Source organism: Gordonia abscondita (assembly GCF_032711245.1).
GTDB lineage: Bacteria > Actinomycetota > Actinomycetes > Mycobacteriales > Mycobacteriaceae > Gordonia.
The window spans coordinates 670,897-691,963 of the sequence record NZ_CP128986.1 but is presented as its reverse complement, the minus strand read 5'-3'; the positions used below and the strand labels follow the sequence as shown (position 1 = coordinate 691,963).

The 21,067-nt window shown below is 66.1% G+C and carries 20 protein-coding genes; 17 read left to right on the top strand and 3 right to left on the bottom strand.

The features are described 5' to 3' along the window. Positions 1 to 204: 204 nt before the first annotated feature. From MP11Mi_RS03175 to MP11Mi_RS03120, 12 genes are all read left to right on the top strand, one after another. Positions 205 to 1,818, top strand: coding sequence for a carboxyl transferase domain-containing protein (locus tag MP11Mi_RS03175; RefSeq protein ID WP_420040871.1), 1,614 nt, complete (start codon positions 205 to 207; stop codon positions 1,816 to 1,818). 79 nt (positions 1,819 to 1,897) lie between these two features. Next, complete coding sequence (locus MP11Mi_RS03170) at positions 1,898 to 3,925, top strand: acetyl/propionyl/methylcrotonyl-CoA carboxylase subunit alpha (RefSeq protein ID WP_420040870.1); 2,028 nt, start codon at positions 1,898 to 1,900, stop codon at positions 3,923 to 3,925. 28 nt (positions 3,926 to 3,953) lie between these two features. Further along, positions 3,954 to 5,102, top strand: a complete 1,149-nt coding sequence (locus MP11Mi_RS03165; protein ID WP_420040869.1) for an acyl-CoA dehydrogenase family protein — start codon at positions 3,954 to 3,956, stop codon at positions 5,100 to 5,102. After that, positions 5,099 to 5,590 (top strand): MaoC family dehydratase, encoded by a 492-nt coding sequence (locus MP11Mi_RS03160; RefSeq protein WP_420040868.1) that lies wholly within the window; start codon positions 5,099 to 5,101, stop codon positions 5,588 to 5,590. Before MP11Mi_RS03165 ends, MP11Mi_RS03160 begins: the two co-directional genes overlap by 4 nt. A gap of 5 nt (positions 5,591 to 5,595) precedes the next feature. Further along, a complete protein-coding gene (locus MP11Mi_RS03155) occupies positions 5,596 to 6,441 on the top strand; it encodes an HpcH/HpaI aldolase/citrate lyase family protein (RefSeq protein ID WP_420040867.1) in 846 nt (281 codons plus the stop codon). A gap of 33 nt (positions 6,442 to 6,474) precedes the next feature. Then, positions 6,475 to 8,118 (top strand): AMP-binding protein, encoded by a 1,644-nt coding sequence (locus MP11Mi_RS03150; RefSeq protein WP_420040866.1) that lies wholly within the window; start codon positions 6,475 to 6,477, stop codon positions 8,116 to 8,118. Positions 8,119 to 8,262: 144 nt separating this feature from the next. Further along, positions 8,263 to 10,224 carry an acetoacetate--CoA ligase gene (locus MP11Mi_RS03145; protein WP_420712831.1) on the top strand — a complete coding sequence of 654 codons (1,962 nt, stop codon included), beginning with the start codon at positions 8,263 to 8,265 and terminating at the stop codon, positions 10,222 to 10,224. A gap of 147 nt (positions 10,225 to 10,371) precedes the next feature. Further along, entirely contained in the window at positions 10,372 to 11,304 is a 933-nt protein-coding gene (locus tag MP11Mi_RS03140; RefSeq protein WP_420040865.1) for a DUF5336 domain-containing protein, read from the top strand. Positions 11,305 to 11,317: 13 nt separating this feature from the next. Then, positions 11,318 to 12,775, top strand: coding sequence for a cell division protein PerM (locus MP11Mi_RS03135; RefSeq protein ID WP_420040864.1), 1,458 nt, complete (start codon positions 11,318 to 11,320; stop codon positions 12,773 to 12,775). Positions 12,776 to 12,851: 76 nt separating this feature from the next. Further along, on the top strand, positions 12,852 to 13,481 hold the full coding sequence (gene purN, locus MP11Mi_RS03130) for a phosphoribosylglycinamide formyltransferase (RefSeq protein ID WP_420040863.1): 630 nt from the start codon (positions 12,852 to 12,854) through the stop codon (positions 13,479 to 13,481). After that, a complete protein-coding gene (gene purH, locus MP11Mi_RS03125; protein WP_420040862.1) occupies positions 13,478 to 15,061 on the top strand; it encodes a bifunctional phosphoribosylaminoimidazolecarboxamide formyltransferase/IMP cyclohydrolase in 1,584 nt (527 codons plus the stop codon). Before purN ends, purH begins: the two co-directional genes overlap by 4 nt. Before the next feature lie 276 nt (positions 15,062 to 15,337). Further along, positions 15,338 to 16,063 (top strand): hypothetical protein, encoded by a 726-nt coding sequence (locus tag MP11Mi_RS03120; RefSeq protein ID WP_420040861.1) that lies wholly within the window; start codon positions 15,338 to 15,340, stop codon positions 16,061 to 16,063. A gap of 72 nt (positions 16,064 to 16,135) precedes the next feature. Here the strand turns inward: MP11Mi_RS03120 and MP11Mi_RS03115 are convergent, their stop codons facing one another. Genes MP11Mi_RS03115 through MP11Mi_RS03105 form a run of 3 tightly spaced genes read right to left on the bottom strand, consistent with a single transcriptional unit; the run spans position 16,136 to position 18,140 of the window. Beyond that, entirely contained in the window at positions 16,136 to 16,855 is a 720-nt protein-coding gene (locus MP11Mi_RS03115) for a hypothetical protein (RefSeq protein ID WP_420040860.1), read from the bottom strand. Then, on the bottom strand, positions 16,852 to 17,760 hold the full coding sequence (locus tag MP11Mi_RS03110) for an ABC transporter ATP-binding protein (RefSeq protein ID WP_420040859.1): 909 nt from the start codon (positions 17,758 to 17,760) through the stop codon (positions 16,852 to 16,854). Before MP11Mi_RS03110 ends, MP11Mi_RS03115 begins: the two co-directional genes overlap by 4 nt. Then, a complete protein-coding gene (locus MP11Mi_RS03105) occupies positions 17,757 to 18,140 on the bottom strand; it encodes a GntR family transcriptional regulator (protein WP_420040858.1) in 384 nt (127 codons plus the stop codon). The genes MP11Mi_RS03110 and MP11Mi_RS03105 overlap by 4 nt, the downstream gene beginning before the upstream one ends. Positions 18,141 to 18,232: 92 nt before the next feature. Between MP11Mi_RS03105 and MP11Mi_RS03100 the strand changes: the two genes are divergently transcribed. The 5 genes from MP11Mi_RS03100 to MP11Mi_RS03080 all read left to right on the top strand — a co-directional run bounded on the left by MP11Mi_RS03100 (position 18,233) and on the right by MP11Mi_RS03080 (position 21,000). After that, a complete protein-coding gene (locus MP11Mi_RS03100) occupies positions 18,233 to 18,616 on the top strand; it encodes a YchJ family protein (protein WP_420040857.1) in 384 nt (127 codons plus the stop codon). Positions 18,617 to 18,718: 102 nt separating this feature from the next. Beyond that, the gene (locus MP11Mi_RS03095) at positions 18,719 to 19,078 is read left to right on the top strand and encodes an ArsR/SmtB family transcription factor (protein ID WP_420040856.1); all 360 of its coding nucleotides are present in this window, start codon (positions 18,719 to 18,721) and stop codon (positions 19,076 to 19,078) included. Beyond that, positions 19,075 to 19,563, top strand: a complete 489-nt coding sequence (locus MP11Mi_RS03090; RefSeq protein ID WP_420040855.1) for an SRPBCC domain-containing protein — start codon at positions 19,075 to 19,077, stop codon at positions 19,561 to 19,563. The genes MP11Mi_RS03095 and MP11Mi_RS03090 overlap by 4 nt, the downstream gene beginning before the upstream one ends. Next, complete coding sequence (locus MP11Mi_RS03085) at positions 19,560 to 20,012, top strand: DinB family protein (RefSeq protein WP_420040854.1); 453 nt, start codon at positions 19,560 to 19,562, stop codon at positions 20,010 to 20,012. The genes MP11Mi_RS03090 and MP11Mi_RS03085 overlap by 4 nt, the downstream gene beginning before the upstream one ends. A 55-nt stretch (positions 20,013 to 20,067) precedes the next feature. Then, positions 20,068 to 21,000 (top strand): TauD/TfdA dioxygenase family protein, encoded by a 933-nt coding sequence (locus MP11Mi_RS03080; protein ID WP_420040853.1) that lies wholly within the window; start codon positions 20,068 to 20,070, stop codon positions 20,998 to 21,000. Positions 21,001 to 21,067 lie beyond the last annotated feature (67 nt).

Genomic DNA, 21,067 nt, shown 5'->3' with positions numbered 1-21,067 from the left:
CGGCTGCGACTGGCGTCCGGGGTGATGGACGCGCGGGCTCAGCGTGTGTGCGGGGGCCGCGTGGGTGTGCGGCTTGTCTTTCACGATAACGGAATCTGTGATGACCGTCACGGTCGGTGAAACAATCGGTGGAAGCTCTGGCGTACGTGCCGGGTCTCGCGTATCTTCAAGTTCAGTTAATGGTGAATAACCGAAAGGATTGGCATGGTCTCCGGTCAACGAGTCTCGACGAAGCCGGTCCCGAACGCGGCCGACGGATCCGGCTCGCGTGGGCATCGCGCGAATGTCACGCGTCTGCGCGAGCGGCTCGCCACGGTCGCCAAGGGTGGCGGCGACAAGGCGCGCGACCGGCATGTCGGACGTGGGAAGATCCTGGTTCGGGACCGGATCGACGCGCTCATCGACCCGGGGACGGCATTCCTGGAGGTGGCGCCGCTAGCCGGGTTCGGAATGTACGACGGTAAGGCGCCGAGTGCGGGCGTCGTGGCAGGCGTCGGTCGGATTCACGGGCGTGAGTGCATGATCGTCGCCAACGACGCGACAGTCTCCGGTGGCACCTACTATCCGGTCACCGTCAAGAAGCACCTGCGCGCGCAGGAGATCGCTGCGGAGAATCGTCTGCCGTGCATCTATCTTGTCGACTCGGGTGGAGCGATGCTCCTCAACCAGGACGAGGTGTTCCCCGACCGGGACCACTTCGGCCGGATCTTCTACAACCAGGCGACGATGAGCGCGGCCGGGATTCCGCAGATATCCGCGGTGCTCGGATCGTCTACCGCGGGCGGAGCCTACGTTCCCGCGATGAGCGACGAGAACGTGATCGTCCGCAACCAGGGCACCATCTTCTTGGCGGGCCCGCCGTTGGTGAAGGCCGCGACCGGGGAGGACGTCAGCGCCGAGGATCTGGGCGGCGGCACCATGCACAGTTCGGTCTCCGGTGTCACCGACCACCTCGTCGACAACGACGAGCAGGCACTGGCCAAAGTCCGCGAGATCGTGAAGACATTCGGTCCGCGCGTCCCCGCACAGTGGGAGACGTCGCCGACTGTCGCGCCGGAGCGTGAGCAGACCGACCTGTACGACGTGGTCCCGACCGATCCGAAAACCCCGTACGACGTCCGGGAAGTGATCGGGATCCTCGCCGACGGCGGCGAGTACTCCGAGTTCAAGGCGAATTACGGGACGACACTGGTGACGGCATTCGCGACGTTGCACGGGCATCCGGTCGGGTTCATCGCGAACAACGGCGTGTTGTTCAGTGAGTCGGCGCTCAAAGGCGCGCACTTCATCGAATTGTGCGACCAGCGTCGGATCCCGTTGATCTTCCTGCAGAACATCACCGGTTTCATGGTCGGCCGCGAATACGAGCAGGGCGGCATCGCGAAGAACGGCGCCAAGATGGTCAACGCGGTCGCTTGCGCGTCGGTCCCCAAACTGACCGTGATGATCGGCGGTTCGTTCGGTGCGGGCAACTACTCGATGTGCGGTCGCGCCTACTCGCCGCGGTTTCTCTGGTCGTGGCCCAATGCGCGCATCTCGGTGATGGGTGGGCCGCAGGCCGCTGACACGCTCGCAACAGTCCGCCGAGCGGGCATCGAACGGTCGGGCGGGGAATGGTCGAACGACGACGAAGAGCAGTTCAAGGAGCCGATCCGCGACCAGTTCGAGCGCCAATCCGACGCTTACTACTCGACGGCCCGACTGTGGGACGACGGGATCATCGACCCCGCCGACACCCGCACCGTTCTCGGTCTTGCTCTCCAGGCGTGCCGCCACTCGCCGCTGCCGCAGCCCGGCTACGGCGTCTTCCGGATGTGATCGCGAAGATGCGAGAGACCCGATCGATCGACCAGCCGAATAGGGCTCGCTCGCTCCGCGAGCGGAAAGGACAGCTCCAGTGAAGACCATCCGTAAGGTCCTCGTTGCCAACCGCGGCGAGATCGCGGTCCGCGTCATCGACACGCTCGACGTGATGGGCATCGAAACAGTAGCCGTCTACTCTGACGCCGACGTCGATGCGCCGCACGTGCTCGCCGCGGGCGAAGCCGTCCGGCTCGGCCCCGCGCAGGCCTCGCAGAGCTACCTCGACATCGAAAAGGTGATCGCCGCCGCGAAGGCGACCGGCGCGGACGCCGTCCACCCCGGATACGGTTTCCTGTCGGAGAACCAGGCGTTCGCCGCCGCGCTGTCGGATGCCGGCATCGTGTTCATCGGCCCGCCGCAGGAATCGATCGCGACGATGGGCGACAAGATCACCGCGCGCGCCGCCGTCACCGACCGCGGCGTCCCCGTTGTCCCCGGGCTGTCCCGCCCCGACCTGACCGACGAGGACCTCGTCGCGGCCGCGCCGGGTATCGGCTTCCCGGTCCTGATCAAGCCGAGTGCGGGTGGCGGCGGCAAGGGGATGCACCGCGTCGACGACCCCGCCGAGCTGCCCGAAGCCCTCGTGACCGCCCGCCGCGAGGCAGGTGCCGCATTCGGTGACGACTCACTGTTCCTCGAACACTTCGTCCTCACCCCGCGACACATCGAAGTGCAGATCCTCGCCGACACGCACGGCAACGTCGTGCATCTCGGTGAACGGGAATGCTCGCTGCAGCGACGCCACCAGAAGGTGATCGAAGAGGCCCCGTCAGCACTGCTCGACGAGGCGACCCGCGCCCGCATCGGTCAGGCGGCCTGCGACGCGGCCCGAAGCGTCGGCTACACGGGTGCGGGCACCGTCGAGTTCATCGTGTCCGCGGTCGCACCCGAAGACTTTTTCTTCATGGAAATGAATACCCGACTGCAGGTGGAGCATCCGGTTACCGAACTGGTCACCGGCCTCGACCTCGTCGAACAGCAGGTGCGTATCGCGCGCGGCGAGGCCCTCTCGTTCGGCCAGGACGACGTGAACCTCACCGGCCACGCCATGGAAGCCCGCGTATACGCCGAAGACCCGGCCGCAGGGTTCCTGCCGACCGGCGGGGAGATCACCGACCTCGTCTGGCCTGCCGGAGCGAATCGGTCGACGCCCAGCCGGTCGGTGCGGATCGATTCCGGTGTGCGCGCGGGCAGCATCGTCGGCAGCGACTACGACCCGATGCTCGCGAAGGTCATCGTGCACGGCGCCGACCGAGACGAGGCCGTGTATCGGCTCGATGAGGCGCTGGCGCAGACCCGACTGACCGGCGTCGTCACCAACATCGACTTCTGTCGGCACGTCCTCGCCCAGTCCGCGGTGCAATCCGCGGACCTCGACACCGAACTGCTTGATCGTCTCGCCGTCGACTACACCGCGCCGGTCGCGCCGCCCGAGGCGCTCACCGCGGCCGCGCTCGGCGTGCTCGACCTGGGCACATCTGACGACCTGTGGTCGAGCGCGCTGGGCTTCCGGATCGGTGCTCCATCGCCGTACGTCTCCCGGCTGTCCGTCGACGGTTCGCTCCACACGGTGACCGCTGCTCTGCGGTCGGCTCCGGACGCCCGATCGCTCGCCGCCGACGTCACCGTCGCCTCCGATGACCGGTCGTGGAGTGCATCTGTCGTCGTCGTACCGCGCGCCGACGGTTCGATCGGCGTCGCGTGCGACGGGGTGCAGCAGCGGTGGACGGTGCGCGTGAATGCCGACGGTCGGCGATGGGTTGCGGGCAACGCCGGAACATGGCAGGCCACACCACTCAAATCCTTCGCCGACACCGACGCCGACGATGCGGTGGGAGATGTGATCAGCCCCATGCCGGGGACCGTCGTCGCCGTTCCAGGCGTCGACGGCGACACCGTGGAAGAAGGCGCTCCGCTTGTCGTCGTCGAGGCCATGAAGATGGAGCACACGCTCCGTGCTCCGGTCGACGGCGTCGCCACGATCTCGGTGCGAGTCGGCGAGAAGGTCGCCGCCGCAGCGCTACTCGCCCACGTCGCAATCGCTGACAAGAACGAGAACTGACCCAGCCGATCTCTGCAAGGATTCGAACATGGAATTGACCCAAGAATATTCAGACCTCGTCGACAGCGTGCGCGACTTCGCACAAGGCGTCGTCGCCCCGGTCTCGGCTCGGCACGACCGGGACAAGACATTCCCGTACGAGATCGTCGACCAGATGGGCCAGATGGGTCTGTTCGGCCTCCCGTTCTCCGAAGAGTTCGGCGGAATGGGCGGCGACTACTTCGCGCTCGCACTCGCATTGGAAGAACTCGGCAAAGTCGACCAGTCGGTCGCCATCACCCTCGAAGCCGGAGTGAGCCTCGGCGCGATGCCGATCTACCGGTTCGGTACTCGTGAACAGAAGGAACGCTGGCTTCCTGACCTCTTGCAGGCCAAGCGGCTCGCAGGCTTCGGGCTCACCGAACCCGGTGCCGGATCGGATGCGGGCGCAACCGCGACCACCGCCCGTGAGGACGGCGACGAATTCGTCATCAACGGAGCCAAGCAGTTCATCACCAATTCGGGCACCGACATCACCTCGCTGGTCACGGTCACCGCCGTCACCGGTGAGAAGCCAGGCGGCGGTAAAGAACTGTCCACCATCATCGTGCCGTCGGACACCCCGGGATTCGTCGCCGAACCCGCATACGACAAGGTCGGCTGGCATGCATCCGACACTCACCCGTTGAGCTTCACCGACGCTCGCGTGCCGCAGGAGAACCTACTCGGCGACCGCGGGCGCGGCTACGCGAACTTCCTAGCGATCCTCGACGAGGGCCGCATCGCGATCGCCGGGTTGGCGACCGGCGTCGCGCAGGGCTGTGTCGACGAATGCATCAAGTACGCGGGCGAACGCCGATCGTTCGGCAAGCCGATCGCCGAATACCAGTCGGTGTCGTTCGCGATCGCTCGGATGGAGACACGCGCCCACGTCGCCCGGATGGCCTACTACGATGCCGCGGCCAAGATGCTCGCCGGAAAGCCCTTCAAAAAGGAGGCGTCCATCGCGAAGCTGGTGTCCAGCGAGGCGGCGATGGACAACGCGCGTATCGCGACCCAGATCCACGGCGGGTACGGATTCATGAACGAGTACCTCGTGTCGCGGCACTATCGGGACTCCAAGATCCTCGAGATCGGCGAAGGTACCACCGAAGTGCAACTGATGCTCATCGCCCGTTCGTTGGGGCTGCCCTCATGACCGATGACGCCAAACGCATAGTGCAGCGCGGTCTTTGGTTCGACGAGTTCGAGGTCGGAGCCGTCTACGCCCACAGTCCGGGCCGGACCGTGACCGAAGCGGACAACGTCCTCTTCACGACATTGACTATGAACACGCAGGCGCTCCATCTGGACGCCGCATGGTCGGCCGAGCAGCCGGGCTTCGGTGGCCAGCGGCTCATCAACTCGATGTTCACGTTGTCGACGATCGTCGGCCTGTCGGTGTCGCAACTGACGCAAGGGACGCTCGTCGCGAACCTCGGATTCAGCGACATCGCGTTCGGGTCGCCGCTGTTCGCAGGCGACACCCTGTACGCGGAGACCGAGTGCACCGGCAAACGGGTCTCGTCGTCGCGCCCGGGAGAAGGCATCGTGAACCTCACGCACATCGGCCGGAACCAGGACGGTGTGATCGTTGCCAAGGCGTCGCGTGCGACGCTCGTCCGACTCGCACCCGAGGAGAATTGACAGCTATGACCGTCGAACCGTGGATCCCCGCTGGGCCCGCACTACTGTTCTGTCCCGCCGACCGCCCGGAGCGCTACCTGAAGGCGCTCGATCGCGCCGATATGGTGATTCTCGACCTTGAGGACGCGGTCGCACCGAGTAACAAACAGGCGGCCAGGGACGCACTCATCGGCAATCCGGTGGACCCTGACCGAGTGATCGTGCGGATCAACGCGGCAGGCACCGATGACCACGAGCGCGACCTCGCCGCCGTCGGCCAGACCCGGTACCGAATGCTGATGCAAGCCAAAACCGAAGATCCCGCTCACGTCACGGCGCACGGGTTCCCGACGATCGCGCTCATCGAGACGCCGATGGGCGCGATGCGAACCGAGGAGATCGTCGCCGCCCCGAACTGCGTCGGAATGATGTGGGGCGCTGAAGATCTCGTCGCTGGACTCGGCGGATCGTCGAGCCGCTTCGGGGACGGTGAGCCCGAAGCCGGCCAATATCGTGACCTCCCGAAATATGTGCGCGCACGTGTCCGACTCGCCGCGGGCGCCTACCAGAAGGCCGCGATAGACGCGATCCACGCCGACATCGACGACGTCGACGGGCTGGCCGCCGAGGTCCGCGACGCCGTCGCTCTCGGATACTCGGCCACCGCCTGCATCCACCCGTCCCAGGCCCCGCACATCCGCGAGGGGTACGCACCGTCGCCCGAACGGGTCGAGTGGGCGCGACAGGTGCTCGACGGCGCCGTCGCCTACGACGGCGGTGTGTTCGCCCTCGGCGGCGAGATGATCGACGGCCCCATCATCGCCCAGGCTCGCGCCACTCTCGCACGTGCGGGCGAACACACAACTGACTGACCGACACCACACCGTCCGAGCCCCGGAGGAACCATGTCCGACCCGACGTACACACCAACCGACTCGTACAGCCGGGGGGAGGTCGAGCCCGCGCTGCTCACTGACACGATCGGCGGGGTGCTCGCACAGACCACGGCGCGCGTCCCCGACTCGATCGCGATGATCGACGCCGCGATCGACCGACAGTGGACGTACGCCGAGTTCCGGCGGGACGTTCGGGCGCTCGCGGCCGGTCTGCTGCGGTTGGGCTGTACGCCGGGCGACCGCGTCGGACTGTGGTCGCCGAACCGATTCGAGTGGGTGCTAACCCAATTCGCCGCAGCCGAGGTCGGGGCGGTCCTCGTAGTCATCAACCCGTCGTATCGCCGCCACGAACTCGCGTACGTCCTCGCGCAGTCGGGTACGTCACTGGTGCTCGCCGCCGAGAAGTTCCGAGACTCCGAGTACGCGCAGATGCTCGCCGACGTCCGCGACCAGGCACCCGAACTCCGCCAAGTGGTGCTGTTCGAGTCGACCGAATTCGCCGGTCTGCTCGCCGAGCCGTCCGCTGAGGAACTGGCGACGATCGACGACATAGCGGCGGGACTGTCCGCGTCGGATCCGATCAACATCCAGTACACGTCGGGTACCACCGGGTCGCCGAAGGGAGTCACGCTCTCGCACTCGAACATCGGCAACAACGGGTACCTCGTCGGCGAGCTCGTCGACTACACGGAGGCCGACCGGATCTGCCTGCCGGTGCCGTTCTACCACTGCTTCGGCATGGTGATGGGCAATCTCGCGGCGACGTCGCACGGGGCGGCCATGGTGATCCCGGGCCCGGCGTTCGACCCGCGGACAGCGCTGGCGGCGGTCGAAAAGTACCGCTGCACCAGCCTGTACGGAGTGCCGACGATGTTCATCGCCGAACTGGCGTTGCGCGATACCGGCGCAGAGTTCGATCTGTCGTCGTTACGGACCGGCATCATGGCTGGATCGCCGTGCCCGGAGGCCGTGATGCGGCGGGTGATCGACGAGATGAACATGTCACAGGTCTCGATCTGCTACGGGATGACCGAGACGAGTCCGGTCTCGATGCAGACTCGCACCGATGACCCGACGGACCTGCGGGTGGCCACGGTCGGCCGGGTGGGACCACACTTGGAGATCAAGATCGTCGACCCGTCGACCGGCGCCGTTCTGCCACGCGGTGAGACCGGTGAGTTCTGCACCCGCGGCTATTCGGTGATGCAGGGCTATTGGAACGAGCCGGAGAAGACAGCGGAGGCGATCGACGCCGACGGCTGGATGCACACTGGCGACCTCGGCGTGTTGGGCGACGACGGGTACGCCCGCATCACCGGCCGGATGAAAGACATGGTGATCCGCGGCGGCGAGAACATTTACCCGCGTGAGATCGAAGAGTTCCTGTATACGCACCCGGACATCGTCGACGCCCAGGTGATCGGGGTTCCCGACGAGAAGTACGGGGAAGAGCTGATGGCGTGGATCCGCCTCCGCGACGGCGCTGCCACCCTGGATGTCGATGCTGTTCGCGAGTTCGCGACCGGTCACATCTCCCGACACAAGATTCCGAAGTATGTGAACGTCGTCGACGAGTTCCCGATGACGGTCACCGGCAAGGTCCGCAAAGTCGAGATGCGCGCTAAATCGATCGAGATGCTGGGGCTGGGATAAGCGGACTCTTACATTCTCTGCGTCGTCCATCCTCTGCGTCGATCACCGACCGCACGACCCTCATCGCGAACACGCTGTCCGAGCGGGTGGTGCACGGCACTATGTTGAGAACGCAACATTGTCGCGAGTGCGAAGGGGAGTCGAATGGGTCGGTCGCGGATGGAAGCGTTCGCCGAAGAACTGGGTAGCAGGATCGGTCGCGACCTCACGGCGTACGCCGACCTCTGGGAGTATTCGACCGCCGACCTGCCGGGCTTCTGGCGGGCGGTGTGGGATCACTTCGGGCTCGACGCGATCGCCGCGAGTGAGCTTCGGGCCGACGACCCGGTCCTCGCCGACCAGTCGATGCCCGGCGCCGTCTGGTTTCCGACCGTGCATCTCAACTATGTCGACGCCGTCTTCGCACATGCCGAGCAACCCGGTGCGGCGATCGTCGGCCTCGACGAGGACGGTGTCCGAACCGAGGTCGCCTGGAACGATCTCCCGCGTCTTGTCGGGGCGGTCGCCCGGACCCTCTCCGCCGCCGGTGTCGGGCAGGGCGACGTCGTCGCCGCGTACTTGCCCGACATTCCCGAAGCGGTGATCGGCTTCCTCGCGACGGCGTCGCTCGGCGCGATCTGGTCGGGCTGTGGCCAGGACTACGCACCCGAAGGCGCGGCCGGACGTCTCGCGCAGCTCGAACCCAAGGCCTTGTTCTCGGCGTCCGGCTACCGCTACAACGGCAAGGACATCGACAAGCGACCCGATTCCGCCGAACTAGCCCGACTGCTCGGCGTCGGGACGCACATCGTCGTCGGTGACGCGCCACACGGGACGACGGCGTGGACCGACGCGACAGCTGACGGCAGCGACCCGCTGCCGTCCGTGCATGTCCCCTTCGAACATCCGCTCTGGGTGCTGTTCTCCTCGGGTACCACCGGCAAGCCGAAAGGCATCGTCCACGGGCATGGCGGCGTCCTCCTCGAACACCTCAAAGAGACCGGCCTCCACGCAGACCTCGGCAGCGACTCCGTCTTCTTCTGGCAGACGGCCCTCAGCTGGATGATGTGGAACTTCCAGATCGCGGGGCTCCTGGTCGGTGCCCGCATCGTCTGCTACAGCGGATCACCGTTGTACCCGAACGCCGACCGACTGTGGCAGATCGTCGCCGACGAACACGTCACCTATTTCGGGACCAGCCCCGGCCAACTCCAGGCATCGAGGAAAGCCGGCCTCGTTCCGGGCCGCGACCACGACCTGTCTGCGCTTAGGACGCTCGGAAGCACCGGGTCAACCCTCGCCGCCGACCTCTTCACCTGGGTCGACGACAATGTGCGCGACGGTACTGAATCGCCTCACTCCGCCCGACTCGACTTGCCGGTCTCGTCGATCAGCGGAGGAACCGACATCGTGTCCGCGTTCGCGGGCGGATCTGTCGGCATCCCGGTCGTGGCGGGCGAACTCTCGGTGCGGCACCTCGGCGTCGCACTGGAAAGCTGGTCGCCTCACGCGAAACCGCTCATCGGCGAGGTCGGCGAGATGGTCGTCACCGCGCCCATGCCGTCGATGCCTGTCGCCTTCTGGAACGATCCCGACGGCGAGCGCTACCGCGCCGCGTACTTCGCACACCAGTGGGATGTGGCCGACGCGCCCATCGTATGGCGGCACGGTGACTGGGTGACCCTCACTGACCGAGGCTCCCTCATCATCCACGGGCGTAGCGACGCAACCTTGAACCGCAACGGAATCCGGATGGGTTCGGCCGACATCTACGAAGTGGTCGAAGGCGTCGACGAGATAGCCGAAGCATTCGTCCTCGGCGTCGACGGGCCTGACGGAAAGTATTGGATGCCGTTGTTCATCACGCTCGTGCCCGGTGCTGAACTGACCGACGAGCTCACCGCACGGATCGCGTCCGATGTGAAGACCCGACTGTCGGCGCGACACGTTCCCGACGAGGTCGTCGCGGCGCCAGGCATTCCACACACCCGGACCGGTAAGAAACTCGAAGTACCGGTAATTGGGATCCTCGCCGGACGGAGCGAGGTGAGCATCGACCCGAAGTCAGTCGACGACTACTCGCTCATCGAGTGGTACCGGCAGCAGGGGAGAGCTCACCAGTGGTGAATCCGGACTGACGCGCATAATCCCTCTACCAGGAGAGTAGGCGCGTCGTCGTGCACGTGTACGACCCACACAGCTCACGTGTATTAGCGTGGACGACGTTCGTCGGAACGGCGGACGAGGCGAGTTCCATGCGTGAGGAGTCAGACGATGAGCTATCCCCAGTCCGGCGGATACGGCTACGGCCAGAACCCCCAGGGGGCGCAGCCGTACGGTCAGCCCGCCGATTACGGTCAGCAGTACGAGGGTCAGCAGTACGGGCAGCAGGGCTACGACGCGCAGGCCCAGCAGGCACAGGCGCAAGCGCAGGCTCAGCAGGGTCAGTACGCCCAGCAGCAGTACCAGCAGCAGTACCAGCAGGGACAGTACGGTTACGGTGCTCCGCAGCAGCCCGCCAACCCGGGTCTGCCGGCTAACGCCCCGACCATCCTGGCCGGCGTTATCGGTGCTCTCGGCATCATCACCCTGTTCTGCGGATTCCTCGGCGCGGTCGGCGTGCCGGACGGGTACAGCGGCACTGCGCCCAAACTGTATGAATCCTTCTACGTTGGACCGTATGTCCTCGTCGCGGTCGCAGGCGTGACGGCGCTGACGACTTTCATTCTCGGCATCGAGAAGTGGGTTGTCGGGTCGGTCTTCGCATTCACTGTCATCGCCGCATTCGTGACAATCTTCCAGTTCTCGACAGCCGAAGGCGACAAGGGCGTGGGCGGGATCATCCTGCTGATCACCTCGATCCTGTCGGCCATCGCAGCGGTCGTGTGGCTGCTCGTCGAGGGCGGCCAGATCAAGCTCGCCGACGCGGTCGCCACCCCCGCTGCAGCCGCACCGGTCGCGGCTGACGCGTCGCAGTATGGCGGAGCGCACCAGGCAGCCGCTCCGGCCGCCGACTACGGCTACGGCTACGGGTACGGCCAGCAGGCACCGGCACAGCCCGCTGCGCCGCAGGCTCAGCCCGGCCAGTATGCGCAGACCCAGTACGGTCAGTCGGCTCAGGCGCAGCCGGGCGATCAGAACGCCACCACCGCGTTCGGCAAGCCCGCCACCGATCCGGGTGTGAACCCGCAGTCCGAGCAGCACTAGGGCTCGCCGCGGCGTGAGCGGATCGTCGAACTCTCTGGCCACCCGCCTCCGGCAGGTGCGCCTGGCTCGTCGTGCCGACAGCGCGCCCCGGAAGGCCGCCACCTGGGACCTAGTCAAGGTGGCGCTTCTCGTCCCCGGACTGTCGATCCTCACGATCGTCGTCGTCCTGGGCATCGTCCGTCTCCTCGCGGGCGACGGACTATCCGGCATCATGTCGGCGACGGCGGCAGGCTGGCTTGCCGTCAACCAGGTTCCCGTCACCATCAGCGGAGTCACGCTCGGCGTCCTGCCGCTGCTTCCGACTCTGCTGGTGTGCGCCGGAACCGCCAAAGTGGTGGCCGAGGGCTCGTCCACCGCGCGTGAACTGCCTGATCTCGTCGGCATTGTCGGAGCCGCACTCGGTGGATCACTTTTGGTGACAGCATTGTCGCTGGCCGTGGTCGCCGACGGTGCCGCGGTCAGCGCAGTCGGCCAGCCCGACCCGCTCGCGGCGTTCGGCTACACGCTTCTCATTCAGGGGATCGCGGTCCTCATCGGGGTCGCGATCCCGAGCCTGCGACCCATCCTCGAAGAATTCGTGGTTCCGGCGACCGAACGAGTGGGTGTGCGCAGCGGCGTCATCGCGTTCGGCGTGCTCATTGCGGGCGGCGCGATCCTCGTGTTCGGCAGCATCGTCATGCACTGGGGTTCCGTGTCGGCCATGATCGGCGACGGCAACTCGTTCGACGGCTATCTCGGCCTCACCGTTCTCAGCATCCTTTACCTGCCGAACATGGTGATGGGGGCCGCCGTCGTCACAACCGGTTCCACCGTGCAGCTCGGTGACACCGTCGTCGACGCGTTCGACGTGTCACGCGGAGCCGTTCCGCCACTCCCCATCGTGTCGGCGCTCCCCGAAACAGGGCTCGGCGGCGTCGGCGGACTGCTATTCGTGGTTCCGCTCGCCGCAGGACTCCTGCTCGGCTGGTACTGCCGCAGCAGCGACCCGATCCGCCACCTGCGCGCGGTCGCCATCGGCTCGGCGGTCGCCGCCGCACTCGTGGTGGCACTGAGTTGGGTGTCCGGCGGTCGACTCGGCGAATTAGGGCGCACTGGTGTCGACGTTGCGACGGCAGGCGTGTTCACATTCGCGTGGCTCATGCTCGCCGGAGCTCTCGTCGTCGGTGGCATGTGGGTGTCGAATCGCGGCGTCCGCCGAGTTCGTGGCGTCGAGGACGACCTCGACTCGTGGCTCGACGACCTCGCCATCCACGACGAGTCTGCTGATGTGCCCGGCGAGATCGACGAGATCGATACCGGCGCCACCGAGGGGACGGGGGCTACCGGGGCAAGTATCTCGGGCAGCGACGGTGAGGAATTCGACGGTGAACCCTCCGGCGAGTCCGACCCTGCCGACGAGTTCGAACCGGCCGGCGGGGCCGAAACGGTCGACGGGGATCCGGTCGAACCTGAACCTGGGCGCCGCGACTGAGTGGTGTCGGCCACTGGTCTCCGGCCTCGACCGACACCGCTCCGAACCGTCAGTTCGCATGCCCTAAACTAGGTGCGTGACAGACGCCCCCCACGACGCAGCGCGCCGCTCTCCCGTCGTGGTACTCGCGTCAGGGACCGGGACACTTCTTGCCGCGATCATCGATCGTGCAGCCTCGTTCGACGCCGCGTTCACTGTGGTCGGAGTCGTCGTCGACCGGCCCTGCCCGGCGGTGCAGATCGCCGCCGACGCCGACATCCCGGTAGTCGAATGCATCCTGCAGGAACACCCTGACCGCGCGACGTGGGATACCGTCCTGGCCGACGCTGTGGCCGCGTTCGCACCCGACTGGGTGGCGACCGCGGGTTTCATGAAGATCCTCGGTCCGGCGTTCCTGCACCGGTTCGGCGGAACTGTCGTCAACTCCCACCCCGTGCGCGCCAGGGAACGACGGCAGCAGCGCGGGGTGGCCGACGCCCTCGCATACGGCGTCAAAGTCACCGGCACCACCGTCCACCTCGTCGACGACGGCGTGGACACGGGACCGATCCTGGCCCAGCGGATCGTCGAGGTGGCCCCCGACGACACCGAGGTCACCCTGCACGAACGCATCAAGATCGTCGAGCGCGCCCTTCTGCCAGAAGTGGTGGACGCGCTCGCCGCCCGTGGCGTTGTCACCGATGGACGAAAGGCACACCTCAAGTGAACGCAACTGCAGATCGCCGCGCCGTGCGGCGCGCACTGGTCAGCGTCTACGACAAGACCGGACTGACCGAGCTCGCGACCGCGCTCCACGCAGCGGGCGTCGAGATCGTGTCCACCGGGTCGACCGCCAAGACGATCGCGGGTGCGGGCGTCCCCGTCGTCGAAGTTAGTGAACTGACCGGCTTCCCCGAATGTCTCGAAGGACGCGTCAAGACGCTGCACCCGCGCGTGCACGCCGGGGTCCTCGCCGACACCCGCAAGCCCGATCACCTGGCGCAACTCGACGAGTTGGGGATCGCCCCGTTCGAGCTCGTCGTGGTGAACCTGTACCCGTTCACCCAGACCGTCGCCTCCGGTGCCTCACCCGACGAATGCGTCGAGCAGATCGACATCGGCGGTCCGTCGATGGTGCGTGCCGCCGCGAAGAATCATCCGTCGGTCGGTGTCGTCGTCGACCCGTCCGACTACGCGAAGGTCGCCGCAGCGGTCGCCGCGGGCGGCTTCGGTCTCGCCGAACGTAAAGCGCTGGCTGCCAAGGCGTTCCGGCACACCGCCGACTACGACGTGGCCGTCGCGTCTTGGATGTCCAGTGACGCTCTCAGCGACGACACCGATTCCGGCGAGCAGACGTCTGTCTTCCCGGTGTGGGTTGGCGCGACGTGGGAGCGCGCCGACGTGCTCCGCTACGGGGAGAACCCGCATCAGGCGGCCGCGCTGTACACGTCGACGTTCGGTCCGGCGGGGCTCGCGCAGGCCGAGCAGCTGCACGGCAAAGCGATGTCGTTCAACAACTTCACCGACGGCGACGCCGCCTGGCGTGCCGCCCACGACCACACTGAGCCTGCGGTCGCGATCATCAAGCACGCCAACCCGTGCGGTATCGCTGTCGGCTCCGACATCGCCGAAGCCCACCGTCGCGCTCACGCGTGCGACCCGGTCAGCGCGTACGGCGGGGTCATTGCCACCAACCGTGAGGTCAGCGTCGAGATGGCCGAGCAGGTCGCTGAGATCTTCACCGAGGTCATCATCGCCCCGTCGTATGCCGACGGCGCCGTCGAAGTCCTACAGCGCAAGAAGAACGTCCGCATCCTGATCGCCGACGCGCCGAGCAGCTCGGTCGCCGAGATGCGTCCGGTGTCCGGCGGCATGCTGTTGCAGCAGCGCGACGTGATCGACGCCGCCGGCGACGACCCCGCCAACTGGACGTTGGCCACCGGCGAAGCCGCCGACGAGCAGACCCTCGCTGACCTGGTCTTCGCGTGGCGCTCCTGCCGCGCCGTCAAGTCGAACGCGATCCTCCTCGCGTCCGACGGCGCCTCCGTCGGTGTCGGCATGGGCCAGGTCAACCGCGTCGACTCGGCGCATCTGGCCGTCAACCGTGCGGGTGACCGCGCCGCGGGCTCGGTCGGCGCGTCGGACGCGTTCTTCCCGTTCCCCGACGGCCTCCAGGTATTGATCGACGGCGGTGTCCGCGCGGTCGTCCAGCCGGGTGGGTCGATCCGCGACAACGAGGTAATCGAAGCGGCCAAGGCCGCGGGCATCACCATGTATATGACCGGGTCACGCCACTTCGCACACTGAGTTCAACCGGGCACGAATCCTGTTGCACAAAGGTCGTGAGGCGACCGTTGTGCAACGGAATTCGATGCGACCTGGAACCGAGCGCCGTTGCGGCGCGTCAAACGGAGTATGGGGACATATCGCCGGATCGCTCGGTTTCTCGCTGACCACGACGGCGTCATCACCGCGGACCAAGCGCGCGGGCTCGGGATGACACGTGGGCAGATCCGTAGCCGCGTGGCCAGAGACGAATGGCGAGCGACGGCGACGGGGCTGTACCGAAGCACTTGCCACCCGATGACCGAACGGGTGCTCGTGCGGTCGGCGGTCTTGGCTCACCACGCCGTTGCCGATCGGACGACGGCGGCTTGGCTGCACGGTCTGATCCGATCGCTTCCGGAGGTGATCACGCTCGCCGCGGACCAGGCTCCACGGCCGGGCAGATGGACTTTCGGGGATGTCGACCTCGTACGCCGTACCTACTGCGCGGACGACGTCACCGACGTCGACGGCATCGCTGTCACCGCGCTGCCGACGACTGTCCTTCTGACGGCTGACCTGATTCGGGACGGCTCGGCCTTCGCCGACCGCATGCTGCAGAAGAAGATCGTGACCGTCCCGCAATTGGTTGCTGCCTGCGAACGCCACTCCGGTCGTGCAGGCGCGCCCGCGCTTCGCAAGCTGCTCGATGTCGTCACTGGCGACTCAGAATCGATCGCCGAACGGCTCTTTGTCGAGTTGCTCACCGATGCAGGCATCGAGGGCTGGGTCCAACAGTTGCGATTCGAGGCGTGGCGGCTCGATTTCGGCTGGCCCGAGCTGAAGGTGTGCGTGGAGATCCAAGGGCTCGCGTTCCATCGTGCTCCCGGCAGGCTGGCCAATGACGAGGCGAAAGCCAACGCACTTGAGCGCGCGCGATGGCGCCGCCTTGGCTTCACCTGGCATCAGCTGACCGACGACCCGATCCGATGCATCGAGTCGGTGATCGAGGTCCTTAACCAGCAGGCCGACGAGGTCGCGTGACGAGCCGGATGCACGAATGCTGTTGCACAACGGTCGTCGGGCGACCGTTGTGCAACGCGATTCGTGCACTCGTTACGGCGTTGCGCGCCGCAGCGTGAGGTATGACGTTCCGGCGAAGGCAATGTCCAGCGCGAACACGATGCCGACGAGGGCGATCGGGCGCAGGTCGACCAGCCATCGTCCGACGGCGGGCCAACCGCCGGAGAGACTGACGACCAGGCACGCCAGGACGATCGCGACGACGATCGTCAGGCCCGTCACGACGAGCCAGAGGGTTCCGAACCGCTTGTAGAGGGTCGCGCCCCAGAATCCGATGGCGAACGCGAACATCGCGATGGTGAAGTACATGAGCAGCGCGACGAACGGGCCCTGGTCCCATATCCACGGCAGGTAGAAGAAGTAGCCGTCGATGCCCCACCCGTCGGTGGCGCGCTCGATGAGCCCGCCGACCAGGAACGTCACGGAGAGAGTCGCCGACGTGAGGATCGCCGTCGCATACGTGCCGAGGAAGTACTCGCGCCGAGTGATGCTCATGGCTTGCGAGAACGGGAACGTGAACGACAACGCTTGGATGCCGACCACCAGGAAGTACCAGAGTGGGGCCTGCGATCCGCCTCCGTAGATCGGCTCGTCCATGTCGTCGATCGAGAAGGCGACCACGGCGTAGATCATCAGACTGATCGCGAACGAACTGATCAGGATCAGCAGCGGCAGCCAGACGAAGGTCTGTTTGTTGAGCAGTTGCATGCGGATCACGTTGCGTGTGCGATTCGCGGGGGAGGTGGTGGTCATCGGAGGGCTCCCGTCTGGTCGGCGTGTTGAGTGAAGCGAACGATCAGTTCCTGCAGGGAGACCGACGAGGTCGTCAGATGCAGTCGCTCGAGTCGGCGCGCGTCCTCGTCGCTGACAACTCCTAGAACGGTCGACGACGCGACCGGTCCGAGATTCTCGCGGTGCAATTCCTCGCGGCCTGCGATGAACTCGTCGACTGCGGCCGCGTTCCCGACGACGGTCACGGCCCGCCCGCGGAGCGCGTCGGCGTCCTCGTCGAGGACGAGGGCGCCGTCGTCGACTACCAGGACACGTTCGATGAGGTCGGCGATCTCATCGATGAGGTGGCTCGACAGCACGACGGTGCGGGGGTGCTCCGCGTAGTCGGCTAGCAGGCGGTCGTAGAAGATCTGCCGGGCCACGGCGTCCAACCCGAGGTACGGTTCGTCGAAGAAGGTGACCTCGGCCCGCGAGGCGAGTCCGATGATCACGCCGACCGCCGACAACTGTCCGCGGGAGAGCTTCTTGATTCTCGTTTTGAGTGGGAGCCGGAACTCGGCGACCAACTGTTGGGCGAACTCGTCGTCCCAGTTCGGGAAGAACAGGCGGGCAGCGGCGAACGCGTGGACCGGGCGCGCGTCGTCGGGATACCGCTGACTTTCGCGGACGAAGCACATGCGGCTCAGTGCGCGGGAGTTCTCGTACGGTTCCTCGCCGTACACCCATGCGTGGCCGGAGGTGGCGAAGTTCTGTGCGGTCAAGATCGACATGAGCGTGGTCTTGCCCGCGCCGTTGCGACCAAACAACCCGCAGATGGTGTTCTGGGGAATGTCGAAGTCGACGGAGTTGAGGGCGATAGTGTTCCCGTACCGTTTCGTGAGGCTGCGGGCACTGACTGCCGAGGTGCGGTCCGAGATGCTGGTCATCGAGGATCTCCTTCCGAGGAGTGCTGGGTGGCTCGGTCGTGAATCAGCGAGACGAGGTCGTCGGGCGTCAATCCGAGTCGGTCGGCTTCGCTGAGTAGCGGCTCGATGAAGCGGTCGGCGAACGACTCCTGGCGTTCGCGGCGGAGCAGGTCGCGAGCGCCGGCCGACACGAACATGCCTACGCCGCGTCGTTTGTAGAGGACTCCTTTATCGACCAGCATGTTGACGCCCTTCGCTGCGGTTGCCGGATTGATGCGGTAGAAAGCGGCCAACTCGTTGGTCGAGGGTGCGCGGGTCTCTTCCGCGAGGCTGCCGTCGATGATCGAGTCGGAGACGTTCTCCGCGATCTGCTGGAAGAGGGCTCGTCCGTCGTCGATCATGAGCACCCCCTGTTCTTTGGTTAGTTAGTTGACTAACTAACCATTGCACCGGGTTGATGGTCGTGTCAAGGGGCTGTGGCAGCCTTACTGTCGTGGATGAGCGACGATGTCCGTGCGGAAGCGGCGAGACGGTTGTGGCGTGCTGTGGTCGCTACTTGGCGGGGGAGGCGGTCCCGCCGACCGCGGAAGCGTTAATGCGCAGCAGGTTCACGGCGTTCGCCGTCGGCGATGAGGCGTACCTGCTCGCCACGTGGCATCCGGACACCAGGCCGTCGTCGTGTCCGATCGATCCGCGGACGCGGTGGCTGCACTTGACGATCGCCGACGTGGTCGACGGGTCGCCGTTGCATCCGCGCGGGATTGTCGAGTTCGTCGCTGTGTACCGGGATGAGGGGGGCCGAGGTGAGGTCCGCGAGCGTAGCGACTTCGCGCGTGTCGGCGGTCGCTGGTTCTACCTGTCTGGTGTCCATCGCTGAGCCGCTCGTCGTCGGCTGTCATATTCAACAGATCTGTTGACAAAGGATGGATGCGGGTGTGTACTCGTATTCAACCGGGAAGTTTAATAAGGAGTGTGAACGATGCCTGACGATCAGTTGTCTCGGGTGTTCTCGGCCTTGGCCGACCCCACCCGGCGTGACATCGTCTCCCGGTTGACTACGGCCGACGCCACAGTGAACGAACTGGCGCAGCCGTATGACGTGAGTCTGCAGGCCGTGTCCCGGCACCTTCGGGTGCTCGAAGACGCCGGTCTGGTGACACGCAGCCGCGAGGCGCAACGCCGACCCGTTCATCTAGAGGCCGACGTGTTCGACCTGATGACCAAATGGATCGAGCGCTACCGCAGGCAGGCGGAGGAGCGCTATCAACGACTCGACGCTGTGCTCGCGGAGATGACCCGACCGTCCGACACATCTAGGCCCGAGGAGAACGCATCATGAACACGACCACGCACACACAGGCGTCGATCGACGCAGACCCGAACCTTCCGCTGATCCGCATCACCCGCGATTTCGCGGCCACCCCCGCGCAATTGCTCAAGGCGCATGTCGACCCGGAACTGTTCGCGCGCTGGGTCGGACCGGACGGGATGGACACGCGCATCGTCGCCTGGGATGCCCGCAGCGGAGGAGAATGGCGTTACGTCGCGGGTCGCGACGGACAGGAGTATGGCTTTCGCGGCTGCTTCCACACGGTCGGCGAGGACGTCATCGTTCAGACATTCACGTTCGAGGGAATGCCAGACGACGTGTCGCTCGAGACGCTGCGATTCGAGGATCTCGGCGACGGGCGAACGCGACTGCATGCCCAGTCGTTGGTCGACAGCTTCGCAGGGCGTGACGCATGGTTGGCGTCGGGAATGGAGGTCGGCGTCGACCAGGGGTACGCGAAACTCGACGCGCTGCTCGCCGAGGACGAGGTATGAGCGCCGTCAGTGATGCCTCACCTGCCGAACGACACCGCCTCGTCGCCGCCGGAATCGCCGACGAGGTCGAGGCGACAACGGACTGGTCGGCGCGGAGCCCGGTGGCGGAGTGGGCGGCCCGCGACGTCGAGATCCAGGTCCTATTGGACGGCGACGCGACACGTGAATTCACACATCCGCACGTTGGGACCATGCCGTTGGCCGAGGCAGTCGACCGGTTCTATACCGCCGACGTGTTCATGCACACGTGGGACCTCGCCCAGGCCGGTCTGCGACGCCCAGATCTCGACCACGATCTTGCCGCCGACCTACTCGCCGGAATGCGGCCGTTGGCGGACATGTTGCGTTCGAGCGGCCAGTACGGTCCCGCATACCCGGTGTCGGGCGTCGTCGATCCCGTGGTCGGCCTGGTCGCGTTCATCGGACGTGATCCGCGTTTCGCGGATTAAACGCACCGCAGGCAAAAGGCTTCTGTGCCGTGCTGTCCTCGGACATCCTCGACTCATGACCACAATCGCTGCGACCACCGACCGTCCCGTCTCGTCGGGTGTCACCTCCGGCGTCGAAATCGACGTCGCACGACTCGGGCCGTCGCACGGCGCCGAGATCTCGGGCATCGACATCGCTTCGGCGACCGATTCTCAGATCGCCGCGGTGCGCGTCGCGCTCGCCGAGTACAAGGTGCTCGTATTGCGAGGTCAGCACCTCGAAGACGCGCAACACGTCGAATTCGCCGCCCGGCTCGGCGACGTGACGGCGGGGCATCCGGTGTGGGACAGCGGCGACGTGCCGGACGAGGTGTACTCGCTCGACAGCACCGATAACGGGTTCGCCGACGTTTGGCACACCGACGTGACGTTCATGCCGCGTCCTCCCGCCGCATCGATTCTGCGTCCGCTGGTACTGCCCGAGTTGGGCGGCGACACCAACTGGGCCGACGCGGAGGCCGCGTACGCGTCCCTGTCGTCGCCGTTGCAGCGGGTCGCCGACGAGTTGGTCGCCGTGCACGACGGCAATCGTGAGTTCGGCTACTACCTGCGGCAGCGTCGCGAGGGCCGAGGCAACCTGTGGGACGGCGAGGAAGTGACGAGCCTGCGGCCCGTCCGGCAGCCGGTGGTCCGTATCCACCCGGAGACCGGCCGCAAGTCGTTGTTCGTGAACCCCGGCTTCACCTCGCACATCGATGGTGTGTCCGACGCGGAGAGTCGCGGGCTGCTCGACGCGTTCTACGCGCACCTCACCAAGCCCGAACACGTCGTTCGGCATCGGTGGAGCCTCGGCGACGTCGTCCTCTGGGACAACCGGAGCACCGCCCACTACGCGAACCGGGACTACACGCAGCGCCGCGTCATGCACCGTGTGACTCTCCGCGGCGATCGGCCCGTCGGGCCACAAGGGCTCATCGAGCCGTTCGGTGATGAAACCAGTCAGTGGTGACCAGCCGAGCGCGCGCCCGTCGGCCGAAACTCCCGTTGCGGGCGAACCGATCCCGAGATAGCGAGTA

Bases quoted from the DNA above. Each gene is read 5' to 3' on its own strand.
- MP11Mi_RS03175 (WP_420040871.1), top strand. From the start codon at position 205: ATGGTCTCCGGTCAACGAGTCTCGACGAAGCCGGTCCCGAACGCGGCC.
- MP11Mi_RS03165 (WP_420040869.1), top strand. From the start codon at position 3,954: ATGGAATTGACCCAAGAATATTCAGACCTCGTCGACAGCGTGCGCGAC.
- MP11Mi_RS03160 (WP_420040868.1), top strand. From the start codon at position 5,099: ATGACCGATGACGCCAAACGCATAGTGCAGCGCGGTCTTTGGTTCGAC.
- MP11Mi_RS03155 (WP_420040867.1), top strand. From the start codon at position 5,596: ATGACCGTCGAACCGTGGATCCCCGCTGGGCCCGCACTACTGTTCTGT.
- MP11Mi_RS03150 (WP_420040866.1), top strand. From the start codon at position 6,475: ATGTCCGACCCGACGTACACACCAACCGACTCGTACAGCCGGGGGGAG.
- MP11Mi_RS03145 (WP_420712831.1), top strand. From the start codon at position 8,263: ATGGGTCGGTCGCGGATGGAAGCGTTCGCCGAAGAACTGGGTAGCAGG.
- MP11Mi_RS03140 (WP_420040865.1), top strand. From the start codon at position 10,372: ATGAGCTATCCCCAGTCCGGCGGATACGGCTACGGCCAGAACCCCCAG.
- MP11Mi_RS03120 (WP_420040861.1), top strand. From the start codon at position 15,338: ATGACCGAACGGGTGCTCGTGCGGTCGGCGGTCTTGGCTCACCACGCC.
- MP11Mi_RS03115 (WP_420040860.1), bottom strand. From the start codon at position 16,855: ATGACCACCACCTCCCCCGCGAATCGCACACGCAACGTGATCCGCATG.
- MP11Mi_RS03110 (WP_420040859.1), bottom strand. From the start codon at position 17,760: ATGACCAGCATCTCGGACCGCACCTCGGCAGTCAGTGCCCGCAGCCTC.
- MP11Mi_RS03105 (WP_420040858.1), bottom strand. From the start codon at position 18,140: ATGATCGACGACGGACGAGCCCTCTTCCAGCAGATCGCGGAGAACGTC.
- MP11Mi_RS03095 (WP_420040856.1), top strand. From the start codon at position 18,719: ATGCCTGACGATCAGTTGTCTCGGGTGTTCTCGGCCTTGGCCGACCCC.
- MP11Mi_RS03090 (WP_420040855.1), top strand. From the start codon at position 19,075: ATGAACACGACCACGCACACACAGGCGTCGATCGACGCAGACCCGAAC.
- MP11Mi_RS03085 (WP_420040854.1), top strand. From the start codon at position 19,560: ATGAGCGCCGTCAGTGATGCCTCACCTGCCGAACGACACCGCCTCGTC.
- MP11Mi_RS03080 (WP_420040853.1), top strand. From the start codon at position 20,068: ATGACCACAATCGCTGCGACCACCGACCGTCCCGTCTCGTCGGGTGTC.